This window comes from Winogradskyella sp., from assembly GCF_013213975.1.
Lineage (GTDB): Bacteria > Bacteroidota > Bacteroidia > Flavobacteriales > Flavobacteriaceae > Winogradskyella.
Genome location: NZ_JABSST010000061.1, coordinates 1 through 21,774, shown reverse-complemented (window position 1 = coordinate 21,774; position 21,774 = coordinate 1). Strand labels below are relative to the sequence as shown.

Genomic DNA, 21,774 nt, shown 5'->3' with positions numbered 1-21,774 from the left:
GCTTTTCTCGGTCTATGGATATAGGCAAAACGAGGGCGATAATAAGAATGTACGTTTAAACTATGTCGTTCTTCCAATAATGGCTAAATATTTTATTTCTGAAAAGTTTAGTATTGAGGCTGGACCTCAAGTAGGATTATTATTGACTGCTAAAAATGGTAAAGGATCATTAGCAGATGTAAAGTCTGCATTTTACGACAGAGATTTTGGACTTAATGCAGGCGCAAGCTATAAGATTAGCGAAAAACTAAGTGCATCTTTAAGATATTATTTTGGGCTTAATGATGTCACTGCAAATGAAAATAAGAATTTTAACAGAGCGTTTCAATTGGCGCTTCAATTTAGGATAAATTAAAAAATATAATATGAAATCATACGATGTAGCAGTAATAGGTTCTGGTCCTGGTGGTTATGTGGCAGCAATACGTTGTGCTCAGCTAGGCATGAAAACGGCGATTATCGAAAAATATTCAACCCTTGGTGGCACCTGTTTAAATGTAGGTTGTATTCCCAGTAAAGCGTTATTGAGTTCTTCGCATCACTATGAAGACGCAACAAAACATTTTGCAGATCACGGTATAGAAATCCCTGGTGAGATCAAAGTTAATTTAGAGAAGATGATTTCGAGAAAGCAGGCTGTTGTAGACCAAACTACTGGTGGAATTGATTTCTTAATGAAGAAAAATAAGATTGATGTTTATGAAGGTTTAGGGTCATTTAAAGATGCTACTCACATTACAATAGACGGCAAGGATGCAGGCGAAATTGAAGCAAAAAATATCATCATTGCAACAGGTTCTAAACCATCTAATTTACCTTTTATAAGCTTAGATAAAGAACGTATAATTACTTCGACAGAAGCTTTAAAACTTAAAGAAATTCCAAAGCATCTCATGATAATTGGTGGTGGTGTTATAGGTTTAGAATTGGGTCAAGTCTATAGACGACTGGGTGCTCAGGTTACAGTAATCGAGTACATGGATCGAATTCTTCCAACAATGGATGCCGCTTTGTCAAAAGAGCTGAACAAAGTTTTTAAAAAGGCAAAATGCAGTATGATGATGTCTCATAAAGTACAGTCTGTAGAAAGAAAGGGCGATGAGGTCATTGTAAAGGCAGAAAATAAGAAAGGAGAAATTGTAGAGTTTAAAGGTGACTACTGCTTGGTGTCTGTTGGTCGTAGACCATATACAGATGGATTAAATGTTGAAATGGCAGGAGTGAAAACAAATGAAAGAGGACAAGTAGAAGTTAATGAACATTTACAAACATCTGCTTCTAATATTTATGCTATTGGTGACGTAGTACGAGGCGCTATGCTAGCACATAAAGCTGAAGAAGAAGGTGTGTTTGTTGCAGAGACTTTAGCTGGACAGAAACCGCATATAGACTATAATTTAATTCCAGGTGTTGTTTACACCTGGCCAGAAGTAGCCGCCGTTGGTAAGACAGAAGAAGAGCTCAAAGAAGCAGGAACTGCCTATAAAGTTGGACAATTTCCATTTAGAGCTTTAGGTAGAGCAAGAGCTAGTGGTGATATTGATGGATTTGTAAAAATCTTGGCTGATAAAAGTACTGATGAGGTGCTAGGTGTGCATATGATTGGTGCACGCTGTGCAGATCTCATTGCCGAAGCTGTTACTGCCATGGAGTTTAGAGCTTCTGCAGAAGATATTTCCAGGTACTCACATGCGCATCCAACTTTTGCTGAAGCGGTTAAAGAGGCTGCTCTTGCAGCAACTGATGATAGAGCACTGCATGTGTAATCTCTATTGAATAGTATAGAAAAAGCGAGCCAAATGGTTCGCTTTTTTTATTTTCGTAGTTATGAAGAATAAATTTTTATATCTACTCTGTTGGTTAGTCATTAGTTGCGCACCTAAATTAACTTCAAATATTCAAAACAATTTTGCTGCCTTAGATGCTAATGCCTTAGTTGTTGTACTGGATATTTCAGATAATCAAATAATCGATGGTAGTCTTGTTGGTGATATTGAAGCTAAAGATGGTGGTCTAGCAGTTAATTGTACTTATTACGAAAATATACTCAACTTGAAGGATTTAGCTAGAAAATCAGGAGCTAATTTGGTTAAAATTACTGAACATAAAACTCCTGATAGAAGAAGTACTTGCCATAGATTTAAAGCTAAGATTTACAGGGTAGAAAATCCGAAATTTTATGAAGCTAAAATTGAATGGAGCGCAGATAGAAAACTAACATGGGATGATTTTAAAGGAGAACCAGATCGGATTAAGTATCCAAATACCTTAGCTTTAACCAACTCTGGTTTTGGTTACGAATCTGGAACTACTGTGTTTAAAGATGGAGAAATTTTTATTCAAAGTGTTTTTAATACTAATGAAAGCTGGGTGATTGATGACGGTAGAAACGACTATGTGCTAAGACATGAACAAATTCATTTTGATATTACTGAAATTTATTCTAGAAAGTTACGTAAAGCATTAGCAGATGCTAAAATCTCAAGTAACACTATTGATAAGGCTAAACCAATTTTTGAAAGAATTTTTAGAGAAATGGAAAGGCGTCAAACGCGCTATGATCAAGAAACACAACGTGGAGATAAAAAAGAAACTCAAGAACACTGGGAGGCTGTTGTACAGTTAGAATTGGCGCAATACGATTTCTATAAAGGCAACTAGAGCTCTTTCATTAAATCAATAATACGTAAACGTTTAGCATAAGAATCTTCATTAACATCTCTAACAAAACAATAAGCACTAATTTCTTCATTATTTACCAGTTCCGTAAGTTCTTCAACCGTATTAGGACCGCATTCTTCCGAATCAGAGATATAATAAAATTCATGCTCGTTAATAGCGTTACTTACTTTACGCTTATACTTCTCTTTCAAAAATGATTGAATATCTTCTACAGAGTTTACTTCAGCGGCATAATTTGTTGTATTTATATACATGGCAAACTCATCCTTATCCTCATGGTTCAACACTAAAATATCGTCATCCTTAAAATATGCTTTGACATTAATGATACCATCTTCAGTTTCGATGGTAAATCTATTTTGAATGTTAATGGTCCACGATGTCTTTATGGAGGCATCTTTACGCTCAATTTCGAGAATATTATCATGCTTAAATGTGTATACAGATTTCTTTTCTGAAATGCCGTTTACCAAAACCCATTTTTGATTTATAAAATGTGAGTCGTGATGACGCTCGTAATCAAAGGGTTTTAAATTGGGAACTCTATTATGTAGATATGCACTCATTAAGTGGTTAAAAATTAATAGTCAAGAACTATTATAACGTTAGATTTGGTATCTTCTATATAAATTTAGAAATTTTCTAGCTGATTTAAAACTTCTTTCTTATAACTTCGACTAATGGGCAGGGCAAGTCGATTAACTGTAACTTCTTCATTAGTAAATGATTGAATTTTATTTAGTCTAACAATATAGGACCTGTGGATTCTAATAAAGAGATGTTTTGGTAATTTGGCCTCTATAGCACTGATAGTTTCTCGTGTAACAATTGTGCTTACTCGTGCTTTAAATTCTTGAAGATGAATTTTTAAATAGTCGCTATAGCTTTCGATATAGAGAATTTTATCAAAATCAATTTTAATCATTCTGCGGTTAGAACGTACAAAGATGAAATTCTGATCTTCTGTGGTATTCGAAACTGTATTTCCAGAAGCTGTGCTTATTTCGAAATATCTATCAACCGCTTTAATTAGCCTTTCAAAGGCAATGGGTTTTAAAAGGTAATCAACGGCTTTAAGATCAAATCCTTCAACAGCATAATCACGGAACGCTGTTGTAAAGATAATCTTGATGTCTTTATTAATGGATTTTGCAAATGCAATACCAGAAATTTCAGGCATGCTGATGTCTAAAAAAATTAAATCTATAGTTCGATTACTGATCACATTAAACGCCTCGATGGCATTTTTACATTTAGCAACAACTTCTATATTATTAATCTTTGCAAGATGTGAGGCAATAATATCTCTTGCAATAGCTTCGTCATCAACAATTATGCAGGATATAGTTTTACTCATTTGTAGGATTAGAATTAATAGTTAGTTGTAATTCAACTAAAAATACAGATGCTTTATTTGTGATTTTAATATTATGTGTATTAGGGTAAAGTAACTCTAAACGTTTCTTTATGTTATCTAAACCTATACCATCATTTATTTTAGAATCTTTATTACAACTGTTCATTATTTTAAAAGTAACAACATCTGATTTTGCTTTAATCGCTAAGTCGATACGTAATTTACCATTTATAATGGCTCCATGTTTAAAACTATTTTCAACAAAAGGAATAAAAAGCATTGGTGCAATTTCGATGGTATCAGAATATATATGCGTTTTGAAATTGACATTTAATGTATCCGCAAAACGCATCTGCTCGAGACTGATATAATCTTCGATGTGATGAATTTCGTCTTTAATACTAACAAATGGTTTATCGACTTGGTATAATAAATAATCTAAAAGATTAGATAATTTTAATATCATTTCTGATGTTTCATCTGCTTTCTTAATTGCAAAACCATACATGGTATTTAGCGTGTTAAATAAGAAATGCGGATGAATTTGCATCTTTAAATACTTCAGCTCCTGTTCTTTTAACTGTAGTTGTGTCGCTAATATCTTTGATTTAAGTTCGGCATTATTTTTAGACTGCTTTAAATTCAGCTTCAAAAGTTTAAAAGCACTTACTATAATAACTACTAGATAAACACAGGTTATTATAAAAATACCACTTCGATTAATTGTGTTTATTTCTCCAAATTCGAAATTTGACAAGAAGGCGAAGCCAAAAAATATCGATAGGAATATTGTAAACATCGAAATTATTAATGTGTACGAGCTGTACAACAAGAATAAAGTATATTTTTTGGGGATAAGATAATTAGGGATAAGGTTATAAATAGAAACATAAGTCGTTGCTATAGTAACTGGCATTAAGAATAGTGAGAAATAAAAAATATTACTATTAATGGTATTATCTACACTAATGATAAAAGCAAAGTAGAATAGAACGCCACCCCAAAATACAGTGTGAAGTAGCATTTGCTTAAATCCAGAGCGTACATTTCGATTTTTAATCAAGACATTAATAATATTACACAATAATAGCTTATTTTTTATTCTGAAATTAGAATTGTAGACGAACAACCGATTTAGCACCAGTTTTGACAATTATGTTATAATCCAAGTTAAACAGGTCGTTTGTCGCAAAAAGATATTTTTTATCGTTTTACACAATTATGTTTGTTTCAAGTTTAATCAAAAACACGAACAGTTATGTCTAATTATTTTTTATTTACTCGTTTATTACAACAAGGTGGTACAGGAATGTATTTCATATTAATTGCTTTTCTATTGTCCCTATTTTTTATAGTTATGGCATTTATAAAGCGAAATAAAGAAGATGAGCTGGCACGTAAAATGATAATTTTAGCTAATGAATCTAGTATAATAGCTTTGGTTATTGGGTGTTTAAGTTCTATGCTAGGAATTATCAATTTATTTGATATGGTTGAAGCTCTTGGCGATGTAGCACCTTATACCTATTCTGCTGGTTTAAAAGTGTCCATGCTTACAATAACCTTTGGGTTGTTTTCAATCACAGTAGCGCGCATTGGTATCTTAATTTATAAATGGACTTTTAAACCAGTAGAAATAAACTAAAAACAAGACGACTTATGATTTTTTGTGCAAATAAAAAATTGAGTAAGAGCAACCGATTAGTTGTGAGTTTAATGTTGCTTAGCCTTATTAATGTAGCTTGTAAAGAAACAGAGGCCACTCAAAGTATTAAAGATAGCGAGTTAATACAGCGTATTAATGCAGTTCAAGAACAGGTTATGGCTCAGGGAAACATGTCTGATGCTGAGGAACAAGCTATTTTGAGCTTATGCGGTATTCTTACTCAAAATGATGGTTTAGCTAATTATGATCCAAATCAAAGGTTAATCCTTAAAGATGTGGACATGGCTCCAATTTTTCCAGGATGTGATCAAGCAACTGCAGAAGAAACTAGAATATGCTTTAATAATAATATAGCCTCATTTATAAGGCAGGAATTTAATTTGAGTTTGTCAAAGGACTTAAATTTACTCAAGCCAAAACGAGTTGATGTATTTTTTGTAATTGACCAAACAGGAAATCTGACAGGAATGAAAGTCCGAGATTCAGAGGTGACCATTCAAGCAGAAATATTACGAGTTCTTCGCAAAATGCCGGTAATGAAACCAGCTAAATATAAGGGAGAAGATGTTTCTGTACTTTGTTCTATGGTAATGGAATACGGGAATAGCATCAAAATTGATGTTACCTATATTCCTGAAAGGCCTACCAGTTAATGTTTAATTGTTTATAGCAATCTAGGTTTTAAGGCCAAAACTAGTACATACAATTTGCGTCTATTGATAAAATAAATAGCGCAAAATAATTTCCATAACACATAAATTTAATTCTATTATGAAACAAATGATTTTTGTTGTCGTATTACTCGTCAACACTCTAAATTTAGCTGCGCAAGATTTAAGTCAACTTGATCAATACCTCAGTGTCCTTGAGGCCAATGATAAACTTATGGCTACTATGACTATAACAAGTCAAGGCAAAGAAATATATAGTAAAGGAGTCGGTTACGCAGATATAAATAGCAATAATAAGAATTCAATAGAAACCAAATTTAGAATAGGCTCTATTACTAAAGCATTTACAGCGGTAATGATTTTTCAATTAATTGATGAAGGCAAAATAACTTTAAATTCACCGCTATCCCTATTCTTTAAAGAAATTCCTAATGCATCAAAAATTACCATAGCTCATCTTTTAAATCATAGTTCTGGGTTATATAACATTACAAATGATCCAAATTTTGACCAGTGGATGTTAAAATCATCATCTCGAAGTGATATGTTAACAAGAATAAAGGTTTATGATTTAGACTTTATTCCAGGTGAACAAACAGCATATAGTAATACTAATTACTTGCTTTTAGGATATATTATTGAGGTTTTAGATAAAAACCAATATTCTCAATCCTTAAAAGAACGGATTACAGATAAGATAGATTTAAAGGATACTTATGTTGGTGGTAAGATTAATTCAAGTAATAATGAAAGTCATTCTTATGCTATAGTAAATGCCAAATGGACTAAACAATTAGAAACGGATATGTCTAATCCTGGTGGAGCCGGTGCAATAGTATCAACATCTGTAGATTTAACTAAGTTTATGAATGCGCTTTTTTCGGGAAAGTTAATATCTGAAGATAGTTTTGAAATTATGAAGAAAACCAATGATGGTGAAACTTGTCATGGTATTTTCTACGCAAACCTTAATGGTTTGGATATTTATGCTAGCGAAGGTGGTATAGATGGATTTCAATCTATGTTGGCACATGTTCCAAAATTTAAAACGACAATAGCTTTAACGGCTAATGGATTAGATTACAGTAAAATGCAGATTATGCTCTCCGCTTTTGGGCTATTAAGCGGTCAATCTATTGTGATGCCAGTTTTCTCAAAACTTGAATTAACTGAAGAACAAGTAAAGCGCTACGAAGGAGAATATGCTTGTGAGGAGGTGCCATATAAGTTAATCTTCGAGGCAAATGGTACCATTTTAATGGGTGCGCCAGAACAAAGTCAATTAATGGAATTAACACCTACTAAACAACATCAATTTACATTTGATACTCTGGGTGTTGTGTTAGATTTTTATCCTGGAATTGAAGCTGTTAAATTTACCAAGGGCAGTGATAAACCTTTGATATTTAAAAAACAATGAATTTATTTATTAATAAAGACTATTCAATAAATGAAAAACTACAGGTTTGTTAGTACACTAATTATTTCGTTTTTATATTTAAAAGGAACGGCACAGTTAAAGCCAAATAGCGACAAACAGATCATAATTGGTAAAGTTGATAGTTTGTATTCTGAAATATTAAAAGAGCAAAGAGAGATTTGGGTACAAGTTCCGCAAAATACAGATAGCTCAGAAAAATTTCCCGTAATCTATGTGTTAGATGCATCTAAGAATTTCTATTCTGTCTCAGCAATTTTGAAACAACTATTACCGTTGAAAATCCCTAACTCAATTATTGTGGGTATTGCCAATACAGATAGAACAAGAGATTTTACACCAACCAATGTTCCTTTTCAACGCGGACATGAATCAAAAACTTCTGGGGGCGCTAGTAATTTCTTAAAATTTTTTGAGCAAGAATTAAAGCCCTTTATTAATAGTAAATACCCAACTGAGAATAATAACACAATTATCGGTCATTCTACAGGGGGCTTATTTGTGCTTTATACTTTTTTGAACTATGAGGCCGTTTTTGATAACTATTTGGCCATTGATCCAAGCCTTTGGTGGGACCAGGAATACTTAGTGAATGAAGCGCAAGCAAAAATTAACACAAAAAATTTCAAAGACAAATCTTTATATATAGCAGTGGCTAACAGTCTTGGTGAAGCTATGGATACAGTAAATGTCAGAAGAGATAAAACTGTGCCTACAGAACAAATTAGAGCTAATTTAAAGTTTCATGACATATTAGTTAAGCATAATGGTCAACTAAACTTTAAATGGGAATATTTTAAAAATGAAGATCATGGAAGTATCGTGATACCTGCACAATACAATGGAATGCGATCTGTCTTTTCATGGTTTCCTTTTTATGAAATGTGGAGATTCAATACACCAAAAAAGTATTCAGCAAAACAACTTACTGAGCCTTATTACAGACATTACGAAAAATTGAGTAAACGTTTCAAACGTAAAGTAAAACCAGACTGGCAGCTAGTAAATGATGTTGGTTCCTATCTCTTAAAAGGGCATAAGCTTCATGAAAAAGCGTTAGCTTTTTTTGAAATGAATTTAGACTTCTATCCTGAGCAATCAAAAAGCTACATGGCTTTAGGAGATTATTATGCATTACAAAAAGAGAAAGCTATAGCTATTGAATATTACAAAAAAGCACTTGAGATTGATGGTAATCTAGAAGCCCAGACCAGGTTATTTAAACTAAAAGAATAGTTTTGATAATAGTACAAAATAGATTTTGATTAAAAGCGAACTGTAAAAGGCTCGCTTTTTTTATGCCCTATTATTTTCAGTAATTTTGTTAAAAATGGTTTTATGAATGCATTAACCCTCACCACACCAGCGTTGCTATTTTCGGCAATATCTTTAATTATGTTGGCTTATACCAATAGGTTTTTAGCATATGCTGCTATAATTAGAAATCTAAAAGAGAAGTTTTTAGAGAGTCAAAACGAAACCATTTTACGTCAAATAAATAACCTCAAACTGCGTGTTAAACTTACACGTTATATGCAAATTTCTGGAATAAGCAGTTTGCTATTATGTGTAATAACCATGTTCTTAATATATATTAATAATACTGCTCTTGCAGTTTGGATCTTTGGTATTGGCTTGTTATTACTAATATTATCACTTATACTTTTAATTTGGGAAATACAAATTTCGGCTAAGGCGTTACAACATCATCTAAGCGATATAGAAAATATTTCAAAAAAGTAAGATTTTTTATCTTTTATGTGACTTACTTGAGTAGGTAGTGTCTTATTTAAAAAGCTAATCAAGTAAACCCAACTAACAATACATTGATAACAGACACTGTTCATAGCCTAACTGATGAAGCGCTCGTAGAAGAAATCATAAAAACAAACGACACAATGTTGTTTGAAGTGCTCTATGATAGGTATGCCACTATGGTATATAATAAATGTTATGGCTTTGCTAATGGTGTCGATGAAGCAAAAGATCTTACACAGGATGTATTTTTAAGGGTTTTTATTAAACTAGCTAGTTTTAAAGGGAAATCTAAATTTTCAACATGGTTATATGCTTTTACATATAATCATTGTGTTAATTATGTAAATAGAAATACAGCTAAGAAGTTTGAAAAGAAATTGGTTAGTTCCGAAGGTATTGATATACAAAATATTGGTGAGGAAATTGATTCTATTCATGAGTTCGAAAGTATGAGAGTTGAAAAATTAAAGAAGGTTATGAATCTTATGTCACCCGAAGAAAAAATAATCTTATTGCTAAAGTATCAGGACAACTTGTCAATTAAAGAGTTATCAGACGCTTTAGATATTGGAGAGAGCGCTGTTAAAATGCGCCTAAAGCGAGCAAAAGAAAAACTTGTACGCAAGTACGAAAATTATTCTAAGCATGGAGAATCCATTTAAGAAAATAAATCAGCCTCTTAAAGAGGTTCCTGCTGAGCTTAAAAGTAAAGTCATGCATGATATTGCAATGGCAAAGCTGTTTATGGAATTGGCCGAATTATTTTCGTATAATTTTGGGTATGTCATTGATAGCGTAACTAGTAAAAGAGATAAGAAATAATTAATTACCCTAACATAATCGTATAAGTATGGAAAAAGTAACAGAGTTTAAAGACATTGCAATGGATTCACTGATGACAATCTGGTTAGAAATCACCCAAGTGTTTCCTAATATTATAGGTGCCTTAATTGTTGTCATATTTGGTTGGTTAATAACCAAACTAGTGATAAAGATTATTAAGAAATTGCTTCGACTAGCTAAGGCGAATAAATTAGACGATAAGCTTAATGAAATAGAGATTATCGAAGGAAAGCAACTAAAATTTGATACCGTTAAAGTCGTATCGAAATTTGTAAAATGGCTCATGTATATTATGCTTATAATAATGGCCTCTGATATTATGGGGCTAGAGATTATCTCGAACAAGATCAGTGAATTATTGGGCTATTTACCACAATTATTTACTGCATTAGTACTATTTATTTTAGGATTAATATTTGCTAACTTTGTAAAAAAAGGCTTAAAGTCCTTCTTTGAGTCGATGGAGCTCTCAGGTGGTAAAATCATAAGCCAAGCAGTTTTCTTCTTGTTACTTACATTTATTGCAGTGACAGCGTTAAATCAAGCTGGAATTGATACTGCAATAATTACTAGTAATATTACTATGATTATGGCAGCTTTTTTATTTGCTATTGCCATTTCTATTGGTTTAGGTGCTAAACATGTGGTGGATAAATTAATGCATACCTTTTATGCAAGAAAAATGTTCGAAGCTGGACAGAAGATTAGCTATAATGATAAAGCTTATACTATTGATGAAGTTAAGAGCATATCAGTAGTTTTAAAAAATGATAAAGGAAGATTAATTGTTCCTATAAATGAATTAATGGAAAATCAAGTACAATTGCAGGACCAACTATAAGGTTAGGGTTATAGATTTTATTTTGTTATAAAATGGGTCCTGCCGTACTTGATCATAAAAAACCTCTTCAAATTTTGAAGAGGTTTTTTTATCTACCTTTTTTATTTCGCCGATTATAGTTCTTATCACCACGAGTTTTGGGTTTCTTATATTTTTTAGATATTTCTCGCCTGTAAGATCCCCCAAAATTTACTTTTCTATTTTTCTCTTTTTTCTCATGAAAAGCAGGTCCTGGTTCATCTTCTTTTCTTCTTTTTGTAGGATTGTTGCGTTCTCTTATTTGGGGCCGTTCTTCTTCAATTAGTTCTGTAGAAATGGTAATAGAATTAGGTAATTCCTTTTGATCGATATCCATTTGCATTAGTGCTTCTAACTTTATACGCGCATCTTGTTCCTTTTCTGTTGAAAACAATATAGCGTGGCCTTCTTTTTCTGCTCTACCAGTTCTACCAATACGATGCATGTAATTTTCTGGATATTCTGGAGTGTCAAAATTAATCACATGCGTAATATCATCAATATCCAATCCCCTTGCCATAACATCTGTTGCTACAAGTATACGATGGTCTCCTTCACTAAATTGTTCAATACTTCGTAATCTATAATTCTGTGTTTTATTAGAATGAATAACACAGCTCTCACCAGGAAATGACGCTTCAAGTTTATCAAATAAACGATCTGCCATTCGTTTGTAGGCTACAAAAATTAAAACTCTTGAAAAGTTTTCATAATCGTTAAGTAAGTATTCTAACAAATTAACCTTAGTGTAAAAGTTTGGCACATCATATCGCAGTTGCTCAATATTTTCAAGCGGAGTACCAGAAACAGCAATAGAAATTTTAATTGGGCTAATAAAAAAGTCTGTGATGAGTTCATCAACATCCTTAGTCATTGTTGCCGAGAACATAATATTCTGTCTACGCTCAGGAAGAATATCAAAAATATTCATAAGCTGATGTCTAAACCCTAAATCGAGCATTACATCAACTTCATCAATGACCAACTTTTGAATGGACTTTAGTTGTAAAACGCGACTAACCGCTAGATCGTATAAACGACCTGGTGTTGCAACAATGATATCTTGGCCTTGAGCCACTGCTTGTTTTTGAGTATTGATATTGGTGCCGCCATAAACACCCAAAACTCGATTGTTTATGTACTTGGACAGCTTTTCAATTTCATTAACCACCTGTATTACCAATTCTCGTGTCGGTACAAGAACTAGGACTCTTGGATTCTCTTGTCTGGCGTATTTTAAGTGCCTGAGTATAGGCAGCATGTATGCAAATGTTTTTCCTGTTCCCGTTTGCGCTATTCCAACAACATCCTTACCAGAAGCAACAACATTAAATGCTTGTTCTTGTATTGGTGTAGGATTCACAAATCCTAAATCATCAATAGCATTATATAATGGAGTATTTAAATTTAAATTTTGAAATGTCAAAACATTGGCTTTTGTGCAAAGCTACTATTAATAATCAACTTATGAGAGTTGGCTATGATCTATTTCAATGCTATAAGTAGCTTTAAATTCATCAGCGGCCTTTAAAGCAACAATTCCTTCTTTATCTTTAAGTTCTTGATTGGTGTCCTCTGCATCCGCAATTCCGATCCAAGGCTCAATGCATACGTATGGTGCGTTTGGTTTTGCCCAAATACCTAAAAATGGAAAGCCATCAAAAGAAACTGTGAGTACTGTTCCTTTTTTCTTTTGTTTTAATGCCACCTTTCGAGATATTAAATCCTTAAATATCAAAGCATCTTCATTAAATAAATCTGGTTTTAACTGAATTTGATTCCCATTAGAAAATACTGGTTTTGTTTTATTGGTTACTAATCCATTGGTCATATTCAGCAAATAGGATTCACTATTTTCGGGGTTTTCAAATTCCAAGATATAGTCAGTATAAGATTCGTCATCTTTTAGGGGGCAATTAAATGCAGGATGACCACCAAGGGAAAAATACATAGTTTTGTAATCAAGGTTTTTAACTGTATGGTGTAAGGCTAAGATATTGCTCTTTAACTCATAAGTAATAGAAAATTCAAACTCAAAAGGAAAATAAGAGCGTAATTCGTTATTACTTTTTAAGGTAAAACATATATGGTTTTCTGATTGCTCTTCAACTTTAAAATTATCATTATGTCTAGCAAAACCATGCTTTGGCATTGTAAACAATTTCGAATTGTAATAATAGCTATCCTCCTTCATAGAACCAATAATAGGGAATAGGTTAGGCGCATGACTTGCCCAAATATTTGAATTAGCCTGCCAAATAAATTCACGTTGCGTTTCTAAACATTTTATACTACAAAGTTCTGCGCCTTTAGATTTAATACTAACCTTTAATTGGTCATTTTGTAAGTGAAACATGAGTATTTTTTTAAGAAATATACAATTCAAAAAGTATTCTCTTTATTTTTACATCAATAAATTTTCCCTTGAGAACACGTAGGAACCATCAATTAACACATCCTGAGAATTTTAAAAAACAATTATTAAATTGGGCGCAACAATTTGATGATGTTATTTGGTTTGATTCTAACAATTATCCAAGTAAATATAGTAGTTATGATGCTGTTTTGGCAGTTGATGCTTTTACCAGCATTAGATCAGATTATGTAGAAGCGTTTAATAAATTACAGGAGTATCAGTCTACAACCAAAGATTGGATTTTTGGATATTTAACCTATGATTTAAAAAATGATGTAGAGGACCTTACTTCTTCTAATTTTGATGGTTTAGACTTTCCAGAATTGTACTTTTTTCAGCCTAAAAAGTTGTTTTTTGTAAAGGACGACGTTGTAGAGCTTTGCTATTTAAAAGTGGTTGATGATGAACTCGATACTGATTTTAAGAATATATTAAATACATTAAGTTTTGAAACGACTATTAATTCCTCAGAACCCATAAAAATCAAGGTCAGAATTCAAAAAGATGAGTATTTTGAGAAGGTTGGCGCCATGCTCAATCATATTCAGCGTGGTGATATTTATGAAGCTAATTTTTGTCAAGAGTTTTATGCTGAGGATAGTCAAATAAATCCCTTGGAGGCCTATTTTAAATTGAATGCGATATCAAAAACACCCTTTGCTACATTTTTAAAGTTAGAAGATAAGTACTTGTTGTCAGCAACTCCAGAACGCTACATAAAAAAAATGGGGCAGGATGTCATATCTCAACCCATTAAGGGTACGGCAAAACGCTCTAAGGATGCACAATTAGATAAGGAGTTGTCAGAGGCTTTGAGTAGCGATGAAAAAGAACGAAGTGAAAATATTATGATTGTGGATTTGGTAAGAAATGATTTATCCTTAACAGCATTAAAAGGGAGTGTAAACGTTGAAGAGTTATGTGAAGTTTACACCTTTCCGCAAGTCCATCAAATGATATCTACAATCCGTTCAAAGGTTTCTAAAGATACTGAACCTGTTACCCTTTTAAAGACTACCTTTCCAATGGGTAGCATGACAGGCGCACCGAAAATATCAGCAATGACTATTATAGAGGATCTAGAAGAAACCAAACGTGGATTGTATTCTGGTTCTGTGGGCTATTTTACACCAGAGGGAGACTTTGACTTTAATGTAGTAATTAGGAGTATATTATATAATGCTTCAGAATCCTATATTTCCTGTAGCGTAGGAAGTGCAATTACAGCAAAAAGTAATCCTTTGAAGGAATATGAAGAATGTCTTGTGAAAGCAAAAGCGATGCGTGAGGTTTTGGAAAATTAATAGGACAATACGAAATTAGAAACACCAGTTGCTATCTTCGTAATACAAAATTTAATATTGAAAACACAGTTTCAGAAACATATTGAAGAACACTTACCATTATTAAAAAATGGCAAAAGTCTCATTGCGATTTCTGGCGGAATTGATAGTGTGGTTTTGACACATTTGTGTCATAACTTAAAACTCAATGTTTCCTTAGCACATTGTAATTTCAATTTACGAGGTGAAGAAAGTAATGCCGATGAAGATTTTGTTGTGGAATTAGGTAAGCAATTAGATGTTGAAGTTTTTATTCAAAATTTTGATACTAAAGCCTATTCAGAATCACATAAAACATCCATTCAAATGGCAGCGCGAGAATTGCGCTATCATTGGTTTGCTGAACTGGCTCAGCAATTAGACTACGATTTTATTCTTACCGCTCATCATGCAGATGATAATTTAGAAACCTTTATAATTAATTTCACAAGAGGTACAGGTTTAAATGGATTGACAGGTATACCTGAGGTTAATGAAAATATAGTTAGGCCGTTGCTTCAATTTTCAAGAGAGGATATTGAAACTTATGCAAAAAGCAATAATTTAAAGTGGAGAGAAGATAGTAGTAATTCGTCCCGAAAGTATTTAAGAAACAAGCTACGTCATGAGATTGTTCCAATTTTAAAAGAGATCAATCCTCAATTATTAAATAGTTTTAAAAGCACGCTTGAGAATCTTAATGATACTGCAGATATCGTAGAAGAAAGTTTAAATGCGGTGGCCAAACGTGCTATTGTTTCCATTGATGAAACTGGAATTACTTATAAAATCTCAGAATTTAAAAAGGTAAATAATCCTAAAGCCTATCTCTTTGAAATGTTTAAAGACTTTGGCTTTATGGAGTGGAATGATGTGGTTAGGCTTCTGGATGCAGAGACTGGAAAATATGTAACTTCTCAAACTCATAAACTCATTAAGCATCGCGAATATCTAATACTTTCAGAACTTCAAGTTGTTTCGGATAATGAAATTATTTCCATTAATTCCAATTCAAAAACTGTAGAAGCATCTTTTGGAATTTTACGTTTTGATGAAGCCGATACATTAAAAGATAATTCAGATGCTATTATTTTCGTGGATGCCGATAAGCTTACTTATCCTTTAGAATTGCGTATTTGGAAAACCGGAGATTACTTTCATCCTTTAGGAATGAATGGTAAAAAGAAGGTAAGTAAATTCCTTAAAGATGAAAAGCTGACACCAATAGAGAAACAGAATACTTGGGTTTTAGTTTCTAATGATGACATCCTTTGGGTTGTTGGTAAAAGAGCAGATGATCGTTTTAAAGTAACAAATTACACAAAAACTATTTTAAAAATTGAGTGGCAATGATCGTTAGAGGTAATATTATAGATATAGAAAAACGTTCAGTTTTTAAAGGTGAAATAACCATTAATAATGGTAAGATTGTCTCCATGGTTCAAAAGGACTGTGAGGAAGACCACTATATTCTTCCAGGCTTTGTTGATGCCCATATTCATATTGAAAGTTCCATGTTGGTGCCTTCTGAATTTGCTAAAGTTGCAGTAAAACATGGTACTGTAGCAACCGTTTCTGATCCTCATGAGATTGCTAACGTTCTCGGAGTGAAAGGAGTAAAATTTATGATTGAAAATGGAAAGAAAACACCTTTTAAGTTCAATTTTGGTGCGCCTTCATGTGTGCCAGCAACGTCGTTTGAATCTGCAGGAGCAATTATAGATGGTAAGGGCATTAAAACATTAATGGCTAATCCGGACATCAAGTATTTGGCCGAAATGATGAACTATCCAGGTGTCATTTTCGATGATCCAGAGGTTCATGAAAAACTTAAATGGGCAAAACACTTCAATAAACCTATCGATGGTCATGCACCAGGATTACGAGGAGACGATCTGAGTAAATATATTTCTGCAGGAATTTCAACGGATCATGAGTGCTTTACCTATGAAGAAGCTCTAGAAAAGCTGCAAAAAGGCATGAAGGTTATAATTCGAGAGGGTAGTGCAGCCAAAAACTTTGAAGCATTGATTGATTTGTTAGATGATCATTATAACAATATGATGTTTTGTAGCGATGATAAACATCCTGATGACTTATTAATTGGTCATATCAACCAACTGTGTGCAAGAGCAGTAGCTCGAGGTAAAGATTTGTATAAGGTATTACAGGCTGCTTGTTTGAATTCTATAAATCATTACGGCTTAGACGTAGGTCAGCTAAAAGTAGGAGATTCTGCGGATTTCATTATTGTTAAAGACTTGAAAGCATTTAAGACTATACAAACCTATATTGATGGCAATTTGGTTTTTGATAATGGTGAGTCTATGGTGAATCATGTCGATTTTGAAATCTTAAATAACTTCAATGTACAACCTAAAAGTGTTGAAGATTTTAAATTCAATTCCGAAACTGAAAAAATTAGAGTGATTGAATGTTTAGATGGCCAATTAATAACAAAGGAATTTATTGCTAAAGCAACTATAAGTGATGGAAATCTTGTTTCTAATACAGAGACTGATATACTTAAAATAGTTGCTGTAAATCGGTATGAAGACCAAGAACCAGCCGTTGCGTTTATCAAAAACTTTGGATTAAAAGAAGGAGCTATAGCCTCGTCTGTAGGTCATGATTCTCATAATATTATTGCTGTTGGTGAATCTGATGAAGCCATTTGTAAAGCGGTAAATTTACTTATAGAACATAAAGGTGGCATCTGTGCTGTTAGCCCTACTGAACAAAAGGTGGTTGCACTTCCTGTTGCTGGAATTATGAGTGATAAAAATGCTGAAACTATTGGTAAGGCTTACTCTGATTTAGATAATATGGCAAAGCGATTAGGAAGTACCTTGCATGCACCCTATATGAGCCTATCGTTTATGGCATTATTGGTTATTCCAGAATTAAAATTAAGCGATAAAGGCTTATTTAATGGAAAAACCTTTCAATTTACAACTGTAGAAGTATTATAAATGCCAATTATTGACGCTACATATCAACCACCATTTTGGGCTAAAACAAGTTTTGTGTCTACGGTGTTTTCTGGATTAGCCAGAAGCGTAAAAGGAGTGAACCAAACTAGAGAACGGATTTCACTACCAGATAGTGATTTTATAGATTTGGATTGGAGTTATGCCCAGAATCCATCTAAGGAGTTGATTATTTTATTACATGGCCTAGAAGGTCACGCACAGCGCCCATACATTACGGGTACTGCTAAATTCTTTAATGATAATGGAATCGATGCTTGTGCCGTTAATTTTAGGGGATGCAGTGGTGAACCCAACGCTCTATATCGTAGCTATCATTCTGGTGCTACCGAAGATCTTGAAGCTGTGGTAAATCATATTCTATTAAAATCTAAATATGAGGCGATTTATATTAAAGGGATTAGTCTTGGAGCTAACATGATTTTGAAATATTTAGGCGAACGCGATACTGTGCCAAAGGAAATTAAGGCAGCAATAGCAATTTCAGCACCTTGTGATTTAAAAGGTTCTTGTGATGAATTACACAGCTTAAAGAATAAACATTATGCGATAAGATTCCTTGGTCACCTTAAGAAAAAATTAGCGCCAAAATTACAGCAATTCCCTGAGCAATTGAGTATTAGCGATTTTAATTCTATTAAAAGGTTGATTGATTTTGACCAAGTGTATACGTCAAGAGCACATGGTTTTGCGGATGCCTTTGATTATTATGACAAGGCGAGTTGTTTACAATTCTTACCCAACATCAAAGTACCAACTTTAATCATCAATGCTTTAAACGATTCCTTTTTATCGGCAAGCTGTTATCCAGTAAAAGTAGCTAAAGAAAATCCAAATCTCTTTTTGGAAATGCCAAAATATGGTGGTCACGTTGGTTTTATAGATAAAAAGAATATCTATTATAACGAACGGCGTGCTTTGGTATTTATTAAAGAATTATAATTTCTTAGTTTAGATTAAAGTAATAAATTGAGTTTTTTCTGATAAAAAGACTATTTAATTTAAGGAGTGCTGTCTTTAAGACTAAGTAAATCAACATTAATTCGTAGATTTAAATAAATTAATGATCAATGCTCAAAAAAGTTTTCGCCTCAGCTGTTTTTGGTGTAGAAGCTTCAACGGTTACTGTTGAAGTTAATGTAGATAGAGGCATAGGCTATCACTTAGTCGGACTTCCAGATAATGCAATAAAAGAGAGTAACTATCGCATTGCAGCAGCCCTTCAGAATAATAATTATAGAATTCCTGGAAAGAAAATAACCATAAATATGGCACCAGCCGATTTAAGGAAAGAAGGTTCGGCCTATGATTTAACGCTTGCAATAGGAATTCTTGCTGCATCTGACCAAATTAAAGCTGAAGATCTAGATGATTATTTAATAATGGGAGAGCTATCACTCGATGGGAGTTTACAACCAATTAAAGGTGCATTGCCCATAGCAGTTAAGGCAAGAGAAGAAGGGTTTAAAGGATTTATTCTTCCAAAGCAAAATGCAAAGGAGGCGGCTATTGTAAACGACTTAAAAGTATATGGAATAGATAATATTACTGAAGTAATTAATCATTTTGATAAGGGAAAATTAATAGAGCCAACCATTATAAATACAAGAGAAGAATTTTACAAAAATTTAGATTTCCCTGAATTTGACTTTGCGGATGTAAAAGGTCAAGAAAGCATTAAACGATGTATGGAGATTGCAGCTGCAGGAGGTCATAATATAATTCTTATTGGCCCTCCTGGTTCAGGAAAAACTATGTTGGCGAAACGTCTACCGAGTATTTTACCACCCATGACTTTGCATGAAGCACTAGAAACTACGAAGATTCACTCTGTTGTAGGGAGAGTAAAGGATAATACTGGATTAATGGCGCAACGTCCTTTTCGAAGTCCACATCATACCATAAGTGATGTTGCCCTAGTAGGTGGTGGTACATATCCCCAGCCTGGTGAGATATCTCTATCGCATAACGGTGTTTTGTTTTTGGATGAATTACCTGAATTTAAAAGGAGTGTTTTAGAAGTTATGAGACAGCCTTTAGAGGATAGAGAGGTTACTATAAGCCGAGCAAAATTTACAGTAACATATCCTTCATCCTTTATGTTGGTGGCCAGTATGAATCCAAGTCCTGGGGGGTATTTCAATGATCCAAATGCTCCAGTAACTTCAAGTCCAGCTGAAATGCAGCGCTATTTAAGTAAAATTTCTGGTCCTCTTTTAGATCGTATAGACATTCATATAGAAGTTACACCTGTACCTTTTGAAAAGCTTTCTGATGATAGGAATGGTGAAACTTCAGTTGAAATAAGAAAACGTGTAACTGATGCTCGAGAATTACAAACGCAACGTTTTAAAGATTTAGAGAATGTGCATTATAATGCGCAGATGAATACAAAACAAATACGTGAGCATTGTAAATTAGATGAGCAATCTCTGCAACTGCTTAAATCTGCAATGGCGCGGTTAAACTTATCTGCGAGAGCTTATGATAGAATTCTTAAAGTTGCAAGAACCATTGCAGATTTGGAGTACTCAGAAAAGGTTTCAGGTAATCATATAAGTGAGGCTATACAATATCGAAGTTTGGATAGAGAAGGGTGGTTGGGATAACTTATACCAAGATCTAGTTATTTAGATCTTAAAAAGTTAAATGTATTTTTTTGAAAAACCCGCAGTTTAGAATAATTAATTTTCTTTGTTGTTGCTAATAAATGGCTATTACCAAAACCAAAATATAAACCGACAATAAGCAATTTCACATGTGATGAAAAATTGATTTTTTCCCTGAGTTTAACAATGCGTTTGCTCAAGTGTCCCTAATGATAAAAATGAATTAGTAAGGAAGAGTAATACCAATGAAAAACCATAATAATATATCTTCCCAATGTGGTGAAATGCTATAACGATTAAGAACCCAATCCATAAATTGCAGAAAGGTCCAAGCGGCAATTAAGTAAGCATCTAAGAATTTTAAAGTTTTAATCCATTTCTTTATAAAATCAGCGGGTATTGAAATTAATCCATGGCTAACAGATTTGTCGTAAAATTTAAATTAGCGATAAGTAGTATTCTCAGTTTTTCAAGTCTAAGCACTTAAAACTTAGTTAAAACTACATTTTAACGTATTTTTACTTAGACGATTAACTCAGTATTATGAAATACCACTTGCTAATATTTTTTTTAATCCTGTTTTTAGGATGCAGTGAGACCGCAGAAACAACATCAAAAGGTGGTATGATTCTAGAACAGGTCACCATCCCAAAACTGAGCCTAGAAGAAGCCAACCGACTGGCAGAATTACCTTTGGCTTGTGTTGGTGTAGAGTATCCTAATAAATTGGGTCAAACCATTGGTGGTGATGAAGATTTACAATCTCCAAGAGCATTACATCCGTCGTTTTACGGTTGTTTTGATTGGCATTCTGCTGTTCATGGTCATTGGAGTATGGTGAGTTTATTGCGACAGTTTCCAAAACTCAATAAGGCTAATGAAATGCGAGAGTGGTTAACTAAGCACATTAATAAAGCCAATATTACTCAAGAGATTGCCTATTTTAATGGTAAGTATAATAGGTCCTACGAACGAACGTATGGCTGGGCGTGGCTACTTAAATTAGCAGAAGAATTACATAAATGGGACGATCCTTTAGCGCGCCAATTACAATTGGATTTACAACCTTTAACGGATGTAATTATATCTCGATATCTGGAGTTTTTACCAAAACTTAATTATCCTATTCGCGTTGGTGAGCATCCTAACACTGCTTTTGGGTT

General features: G+C 33.3%; 22 protein-coding genes. 17 read left to right on the top strand and 5 right to left on the bottom strand.

All coding sequences use genetic code 11. The features are described 5' to 3' along the window. From HRU49_RS10420 to HRU49_RS10410, 3 genes are all read left to right on the top strand, one after another. Positions 1–355 (top strand): outer membrane beta-barrel protein (locus HRU49_RS10420; RefSeq protein WP_296356878.1); only part of this gene is annotated, 355 nt, incomplete at its 5' end. Positions 356–365: 10 nt separating this feature from the next. Continuing rightward, complete coding sequence (lpdA, locus tag HRU49_RS10415) at positions 366–1,766, top strand: dihydrolipoyl dehydrogenase (RefSeq protein WP_296356875.1); 1,401 nt, start codon at positions 366–368, stop codon at positions 1,764–1,766. Between the two features lie 61 nt (positions 1,767–1,827). Beyond that, positions 1,828–2,661, top strand: coding sequence for a DUF922 domain-containing protein (locus tag HRU49_RS10410; RefSeq protein WP_296356873.1), 834 nt, complete (start codon positions 1,828–1,830; stop codon positions 2,659–2,661). On the opposite strand, the gene HRU49_RS10405 is transcribed toward HRU49_RS10410, so the two are convergent. From HRU49_RS10405 to HRU49_RS10395, 3 genes are all read right to left on the bottom strand, one after another. Beyond that, positions 2,658–3,248, bottom strand: coding sequence for a hypothetical protein (locus HRU49_RS10405; protein ID WP_296356871.1), 591 nt, complete (start codon positions 3,246–3,248; stop codon positions 2,658–2,660). The two genes, HRU49_RS10410 and HRU49_RS10405, sit on opposite strands and share 4 nt — an antisense overlap. A 65-nt stretch (positions 3,249–3,313) precedes the next feature. After that, positions 3,314–4,039, bottom strand: a complete 726-nt coding sequence (locus HRU49_RS10400; RefSeq protein ID WP_296356869.1) for a LytTR family DNA-binding domain-containing protein — start codon at positions 4,037–4,039, stop codon at positions 3,314–3,316. Beyond that, the gene (locus tag HRU49_RS10395; protein ID WP_296356867.1) at positions 4,032–4,691 is read right to left on the bottom strand and encodes a histidine kinase; all 660 of its coding nucleotides are present in this window, start codon (positions 4,689–4,691) and stop codon (positions 4,032–4,034) included. The genes HRU49_RS10400 and HRU49_RS10395 overlap by 8 nt, the downstream gene beginning before the upstream one ends. 606 nt (positions 4,692–5,297) lie before the next feature. Here HRU49_RS10395 and HRU49_RS10390 point away from each other — a divergent pair. The 8 genes from HRU49_RS10390 to HRU49_RS10355 all read left to right on the top strand — a co-directional run bounded on the left by HRU49_RS10390 (position 5,298) and on the right by HRU49_RS10355 (position 11,256). Next, positions 5,298–5,684: a hypothetical protein gene (locus tag HRU49_RS10390; protein ID WP_296356866.1), complete on the top strand. Its 387-nt coding sequence runs from the start codon at positions 5,298–5,300 to the stop codon at positions 5,682–5,684. Positions 5,685–5,722: 38 nt separating this feature from the next. After that, a complete protein-coding gene (locus HRU49_RS10385; protein WP_296356863.1) occupies positions 5,723–6,358 on the top strand; it encodes a hypothetical protein in 636 nt (211 codons plus the stop codon). A gap of 118 nt (positions 6,359–6,476) precedes the next feature. After that, entirely contained in the window at positions 6,477–7,796 is a 1,320-nt protein-coding gene (locus HRU49_RS10380) for a serine hydrolase domain-containing protein (RefSeq protein ID WP_296356861.1), read from the top strand. A gap of 30 nt (positions 7,797–7,826) precedes the next feature. After that, a complete protein-coding gene (locus tag HRU49_RS10375) occupies positions 7,827–9,050 on the top strand; it encodes an alpha/beta hydrolase-fold protein (protein WP_296356859.1) in 1,224 nt (407 codons plus the stop codon). Between the two features lie 102 nt (positions 9,051–9,152). Then, positions 9,153–9,557: a DUF2721 domain-containing protein gene (locus HRU49_RS10370; RefSeq protein ID WP_296356857.1), complete on the top strand. Its 405-nt coding sequence runs from the start codon at positions 9,153–9,155 to the stop codon at positions 9,555–9,557. 83 nt (positions 9,558–9,640) lie between these two features. Then, positions 9,641–10,234 carry a sigma-70 family RNA polymerase sigma factor gene (locus HRU49_RS10365; protein WP_296356855.1) on the top strand — a complete coding sequence of 198 codons (594 nt, stop codon included), beginning with the start codon at positions 9,641–9,643 and terminating at the stop codon, positions 10,232–10,234. After that, positions 10,218–10,394 (top strand): hypothetical protein, encoded by a 177-nt coding sequence (locus HRU49_RS10360; protein WP_296356852.1) that lies wholly within the window; start codon positions 10,218–10,220, stop codon positions 10,392–10,394. Before HRU49_RS10365 ends, HRU49_RS10360 begins: the two co-directional genes overlap by 17 nt. 28 nt (positions 10,395–10,422) lie before the next feature. Next, entirely contained in the window at positions 10,423–11,256 is an 834-nt protein-coding gene (locus HRU49_RS10355; protein WP_296356849.1) for a hypothetical protein, read from the top strand. Positions 11,257–11,344: 88 nt separating this feature from the next. On the opposite strand, the gene HRU49_RS10350 is transcribed toward HRU49_RS10355, so the two are convergent. Together HRU49_RS10350 and HRU49_RS10345 are read right to left on the bottom strand one after the other, a co-directional pair. Next, complete coding sequence (locus HRU49_RS10350; protein ID WP_296356847.1) at positions 11,345–12,700, bottom strand: DEAD/DEAH box helicase; 1,356 nt, start codon at positions 12,698–12,700, stop codon at positions 11,345–11,347. Positions 12,701–12,739: 39 nt separating this feature from the next. Further along, on the bottom strand, positions 12,740–13,630 hold the full coding sequence (locus HRU49_RS10345) for an aldose 1-epimerase family protein (protein ID WP_296356845.1): 891 nt from the start codon (positions 13,628–13,630) through the stop codon (positions 12,740–12,742). 68 nt (positions 13,631–13,698) lie between these two features. Between HRU49_RS10345 and HRU49_RS10340 the strand changes: the two genes are divergently transcribed. From HRU49_RS10340 to HRU49_RS10315, 6 genes are all read left to right on the top strand, one after another. After that, positions 13,699–14,994: an anthranilate synthase component I family protein gene (locus HRU49_RS10340; protein ID WP_296356844.1), complete on the top strand. Its 1,296-nt coding sequence runs from the start codon at positions 13,699–13,701 to the stop codon at positions 14,992–14,994. A 57-nt stretch (positions 14,995–15,051) separates the two neighbouring features. Beyond that, entirely contained in the window at positions 15,052–16,365 is a 1,314-nt protein-coding gene (tilS, locus tag HRU49_RS10335) for a tRNA lysidine(34) synthetase TilS (protein ID WP_296356842.1), read from the top strand. Next, a complete protein-coding gene (gene ade / locus HRU49_RS10330; RefSeq protein ID WP_296356840.1) occupies positions 16,362–17,984 on the top strand; it encodes an adenine deaminase in 1,623 nt (540 codons plus the stop codon). Before tilS ends, ade begins: the two co-directional genes overlap by 4 nt. Next, positions 17,985–18,944, top strand: a complete 960-nt coding sequence (locus HRU49_RS10325; RefSeq protein WP_296356839.1) for an alpha/beta fold hydrolase — start codon at positions 17,985–17,987, stop codon at positions 18,942–18,944. Between the two features lie 128 nt (positions 18,945–19,072). Next, complete coding sequence (locus HRU49_RS10320; RefSeq protein WP_296356837.1) at positions 19,073–20,611, top strand: YifB family Mg chelatase-like AAA ATPase; 1,539 nt, start codon at positions 19,073–19,075, stop codon at positions 20,609–20,611. A 543-nt stretch (positions 20,612–21,154) separates the two neighbouring features. Further along, positions 21,155–21,774: DUF2891 family protein (locus HRU49_RS10315; RefSeq protein ID WP_296356835.1), on the top strand; the 620-nt coding region annotated here is incomplete at its 3' end.

What these genes read in the sequence shown, in the direction of transcription:
- lpdA (WP_296356875.1), top strand. Translation starts at nt 366, where the DNA reads ATGAAATCATACGATGTAGCAGTAATAGGTTCTGGTCCTGGTGGTTAT.
- HRU49_RS10410 (WP_296356873.1), top strand. Translation starts at nt 1,828, where the DNA reads ATGAAGAATAAATTTTTATATCTACTCTGTTGGTTAGTCATTAGTTGC.
- HRU49_RS10405 (WP_296356871.1), bottom strand. Translation starts at nt 3,248, where the DNA reads ATGAGTGCATATCTACATAATAGAGTTCCCAATTTAAAACCCTTTGAT.
- HRU49_RS10400 (WP_296356869.1), bottom strand. Translation starts at nt 4,039, where the DNA reads ATGAGTAAAACTATATCCTGCATAATTGTTGATGACGAAGCTATTGCA.
- HRU49_RS10390 (WP_296356866.1), top strand. Translation starts at nt 5,298, where the DNA reads ATGTCTAATTATTTTTTATTTACTCGTTTATTACAACAAGGTGGTACA.
- HRU49_RS10380 (WP_296356861.1), top strand. Translation starts at nt 6,477, where the DNA reads ATGAAACAAATGATTTTTGTTGTCGTATTACTCGTCAACACTCTAAAT.
- HRU49_RS10375 (WP_296356859.1), top strand. Translation starts at nt 7,827, where the DNA reads ATGAAAAACTACAGGTTTGTTAGTACACTAATTATTTCGTTTTTATAT.
- HRU49_RS10370 (WP_296356857.1), top strand. Translation starts at nt 9,153, where the DNA reads ATGAATGCATTAACCCTCACCACACCAGCGTTGCTATTTTCGGCAATA.
- HRU49_RS10360 (WP_296356852.1), top strand. Translation starts at nt 10,218, where the DNA reads ATGGAGAATCCATTTAAGAAAATAAATCAGCCTCTTAAAGAGGTTCCT.
- HRU49_RS10355 (WP_296356849.1), top strand. Translation starts at nt 10,423, where the DNA reads ATGGAAAAAGTAACAGAGTTTAAAGACATTGCAATGGATTCACTGATG.
- HRU49_RS10345 (WP_296356845.1), bottom strand. Translation starts at nt 13,630, where the DNA reads ATGTTTCACTTACAAAATGACCAATTAAAGGTTAGTATTAAATCTAAA.
- ade (WP_296356840.1), top strand. Translation starts at nt 16,362, where the DNA reads ATGATCGTTAGAGGTAATATTATAGATATAGAAAAACGTTCAGTTTTT.
- HRU49_RS10325 (WP_296356839.1), top strand. Translation starts at nt 17,985, where the DNA reads ATGCCAATTATTGACGCTACATATCAACCACCATTTTGGGCTAAAACA.
- HRU49_RS10320 (WP_296356837.1), top strand. Translation starts at nt 19,073, where the DNA reads ATGCTCAAAAAAGTTTTCGCCTCAGCTGTTTTTGGTGTAGAAGCTTCA.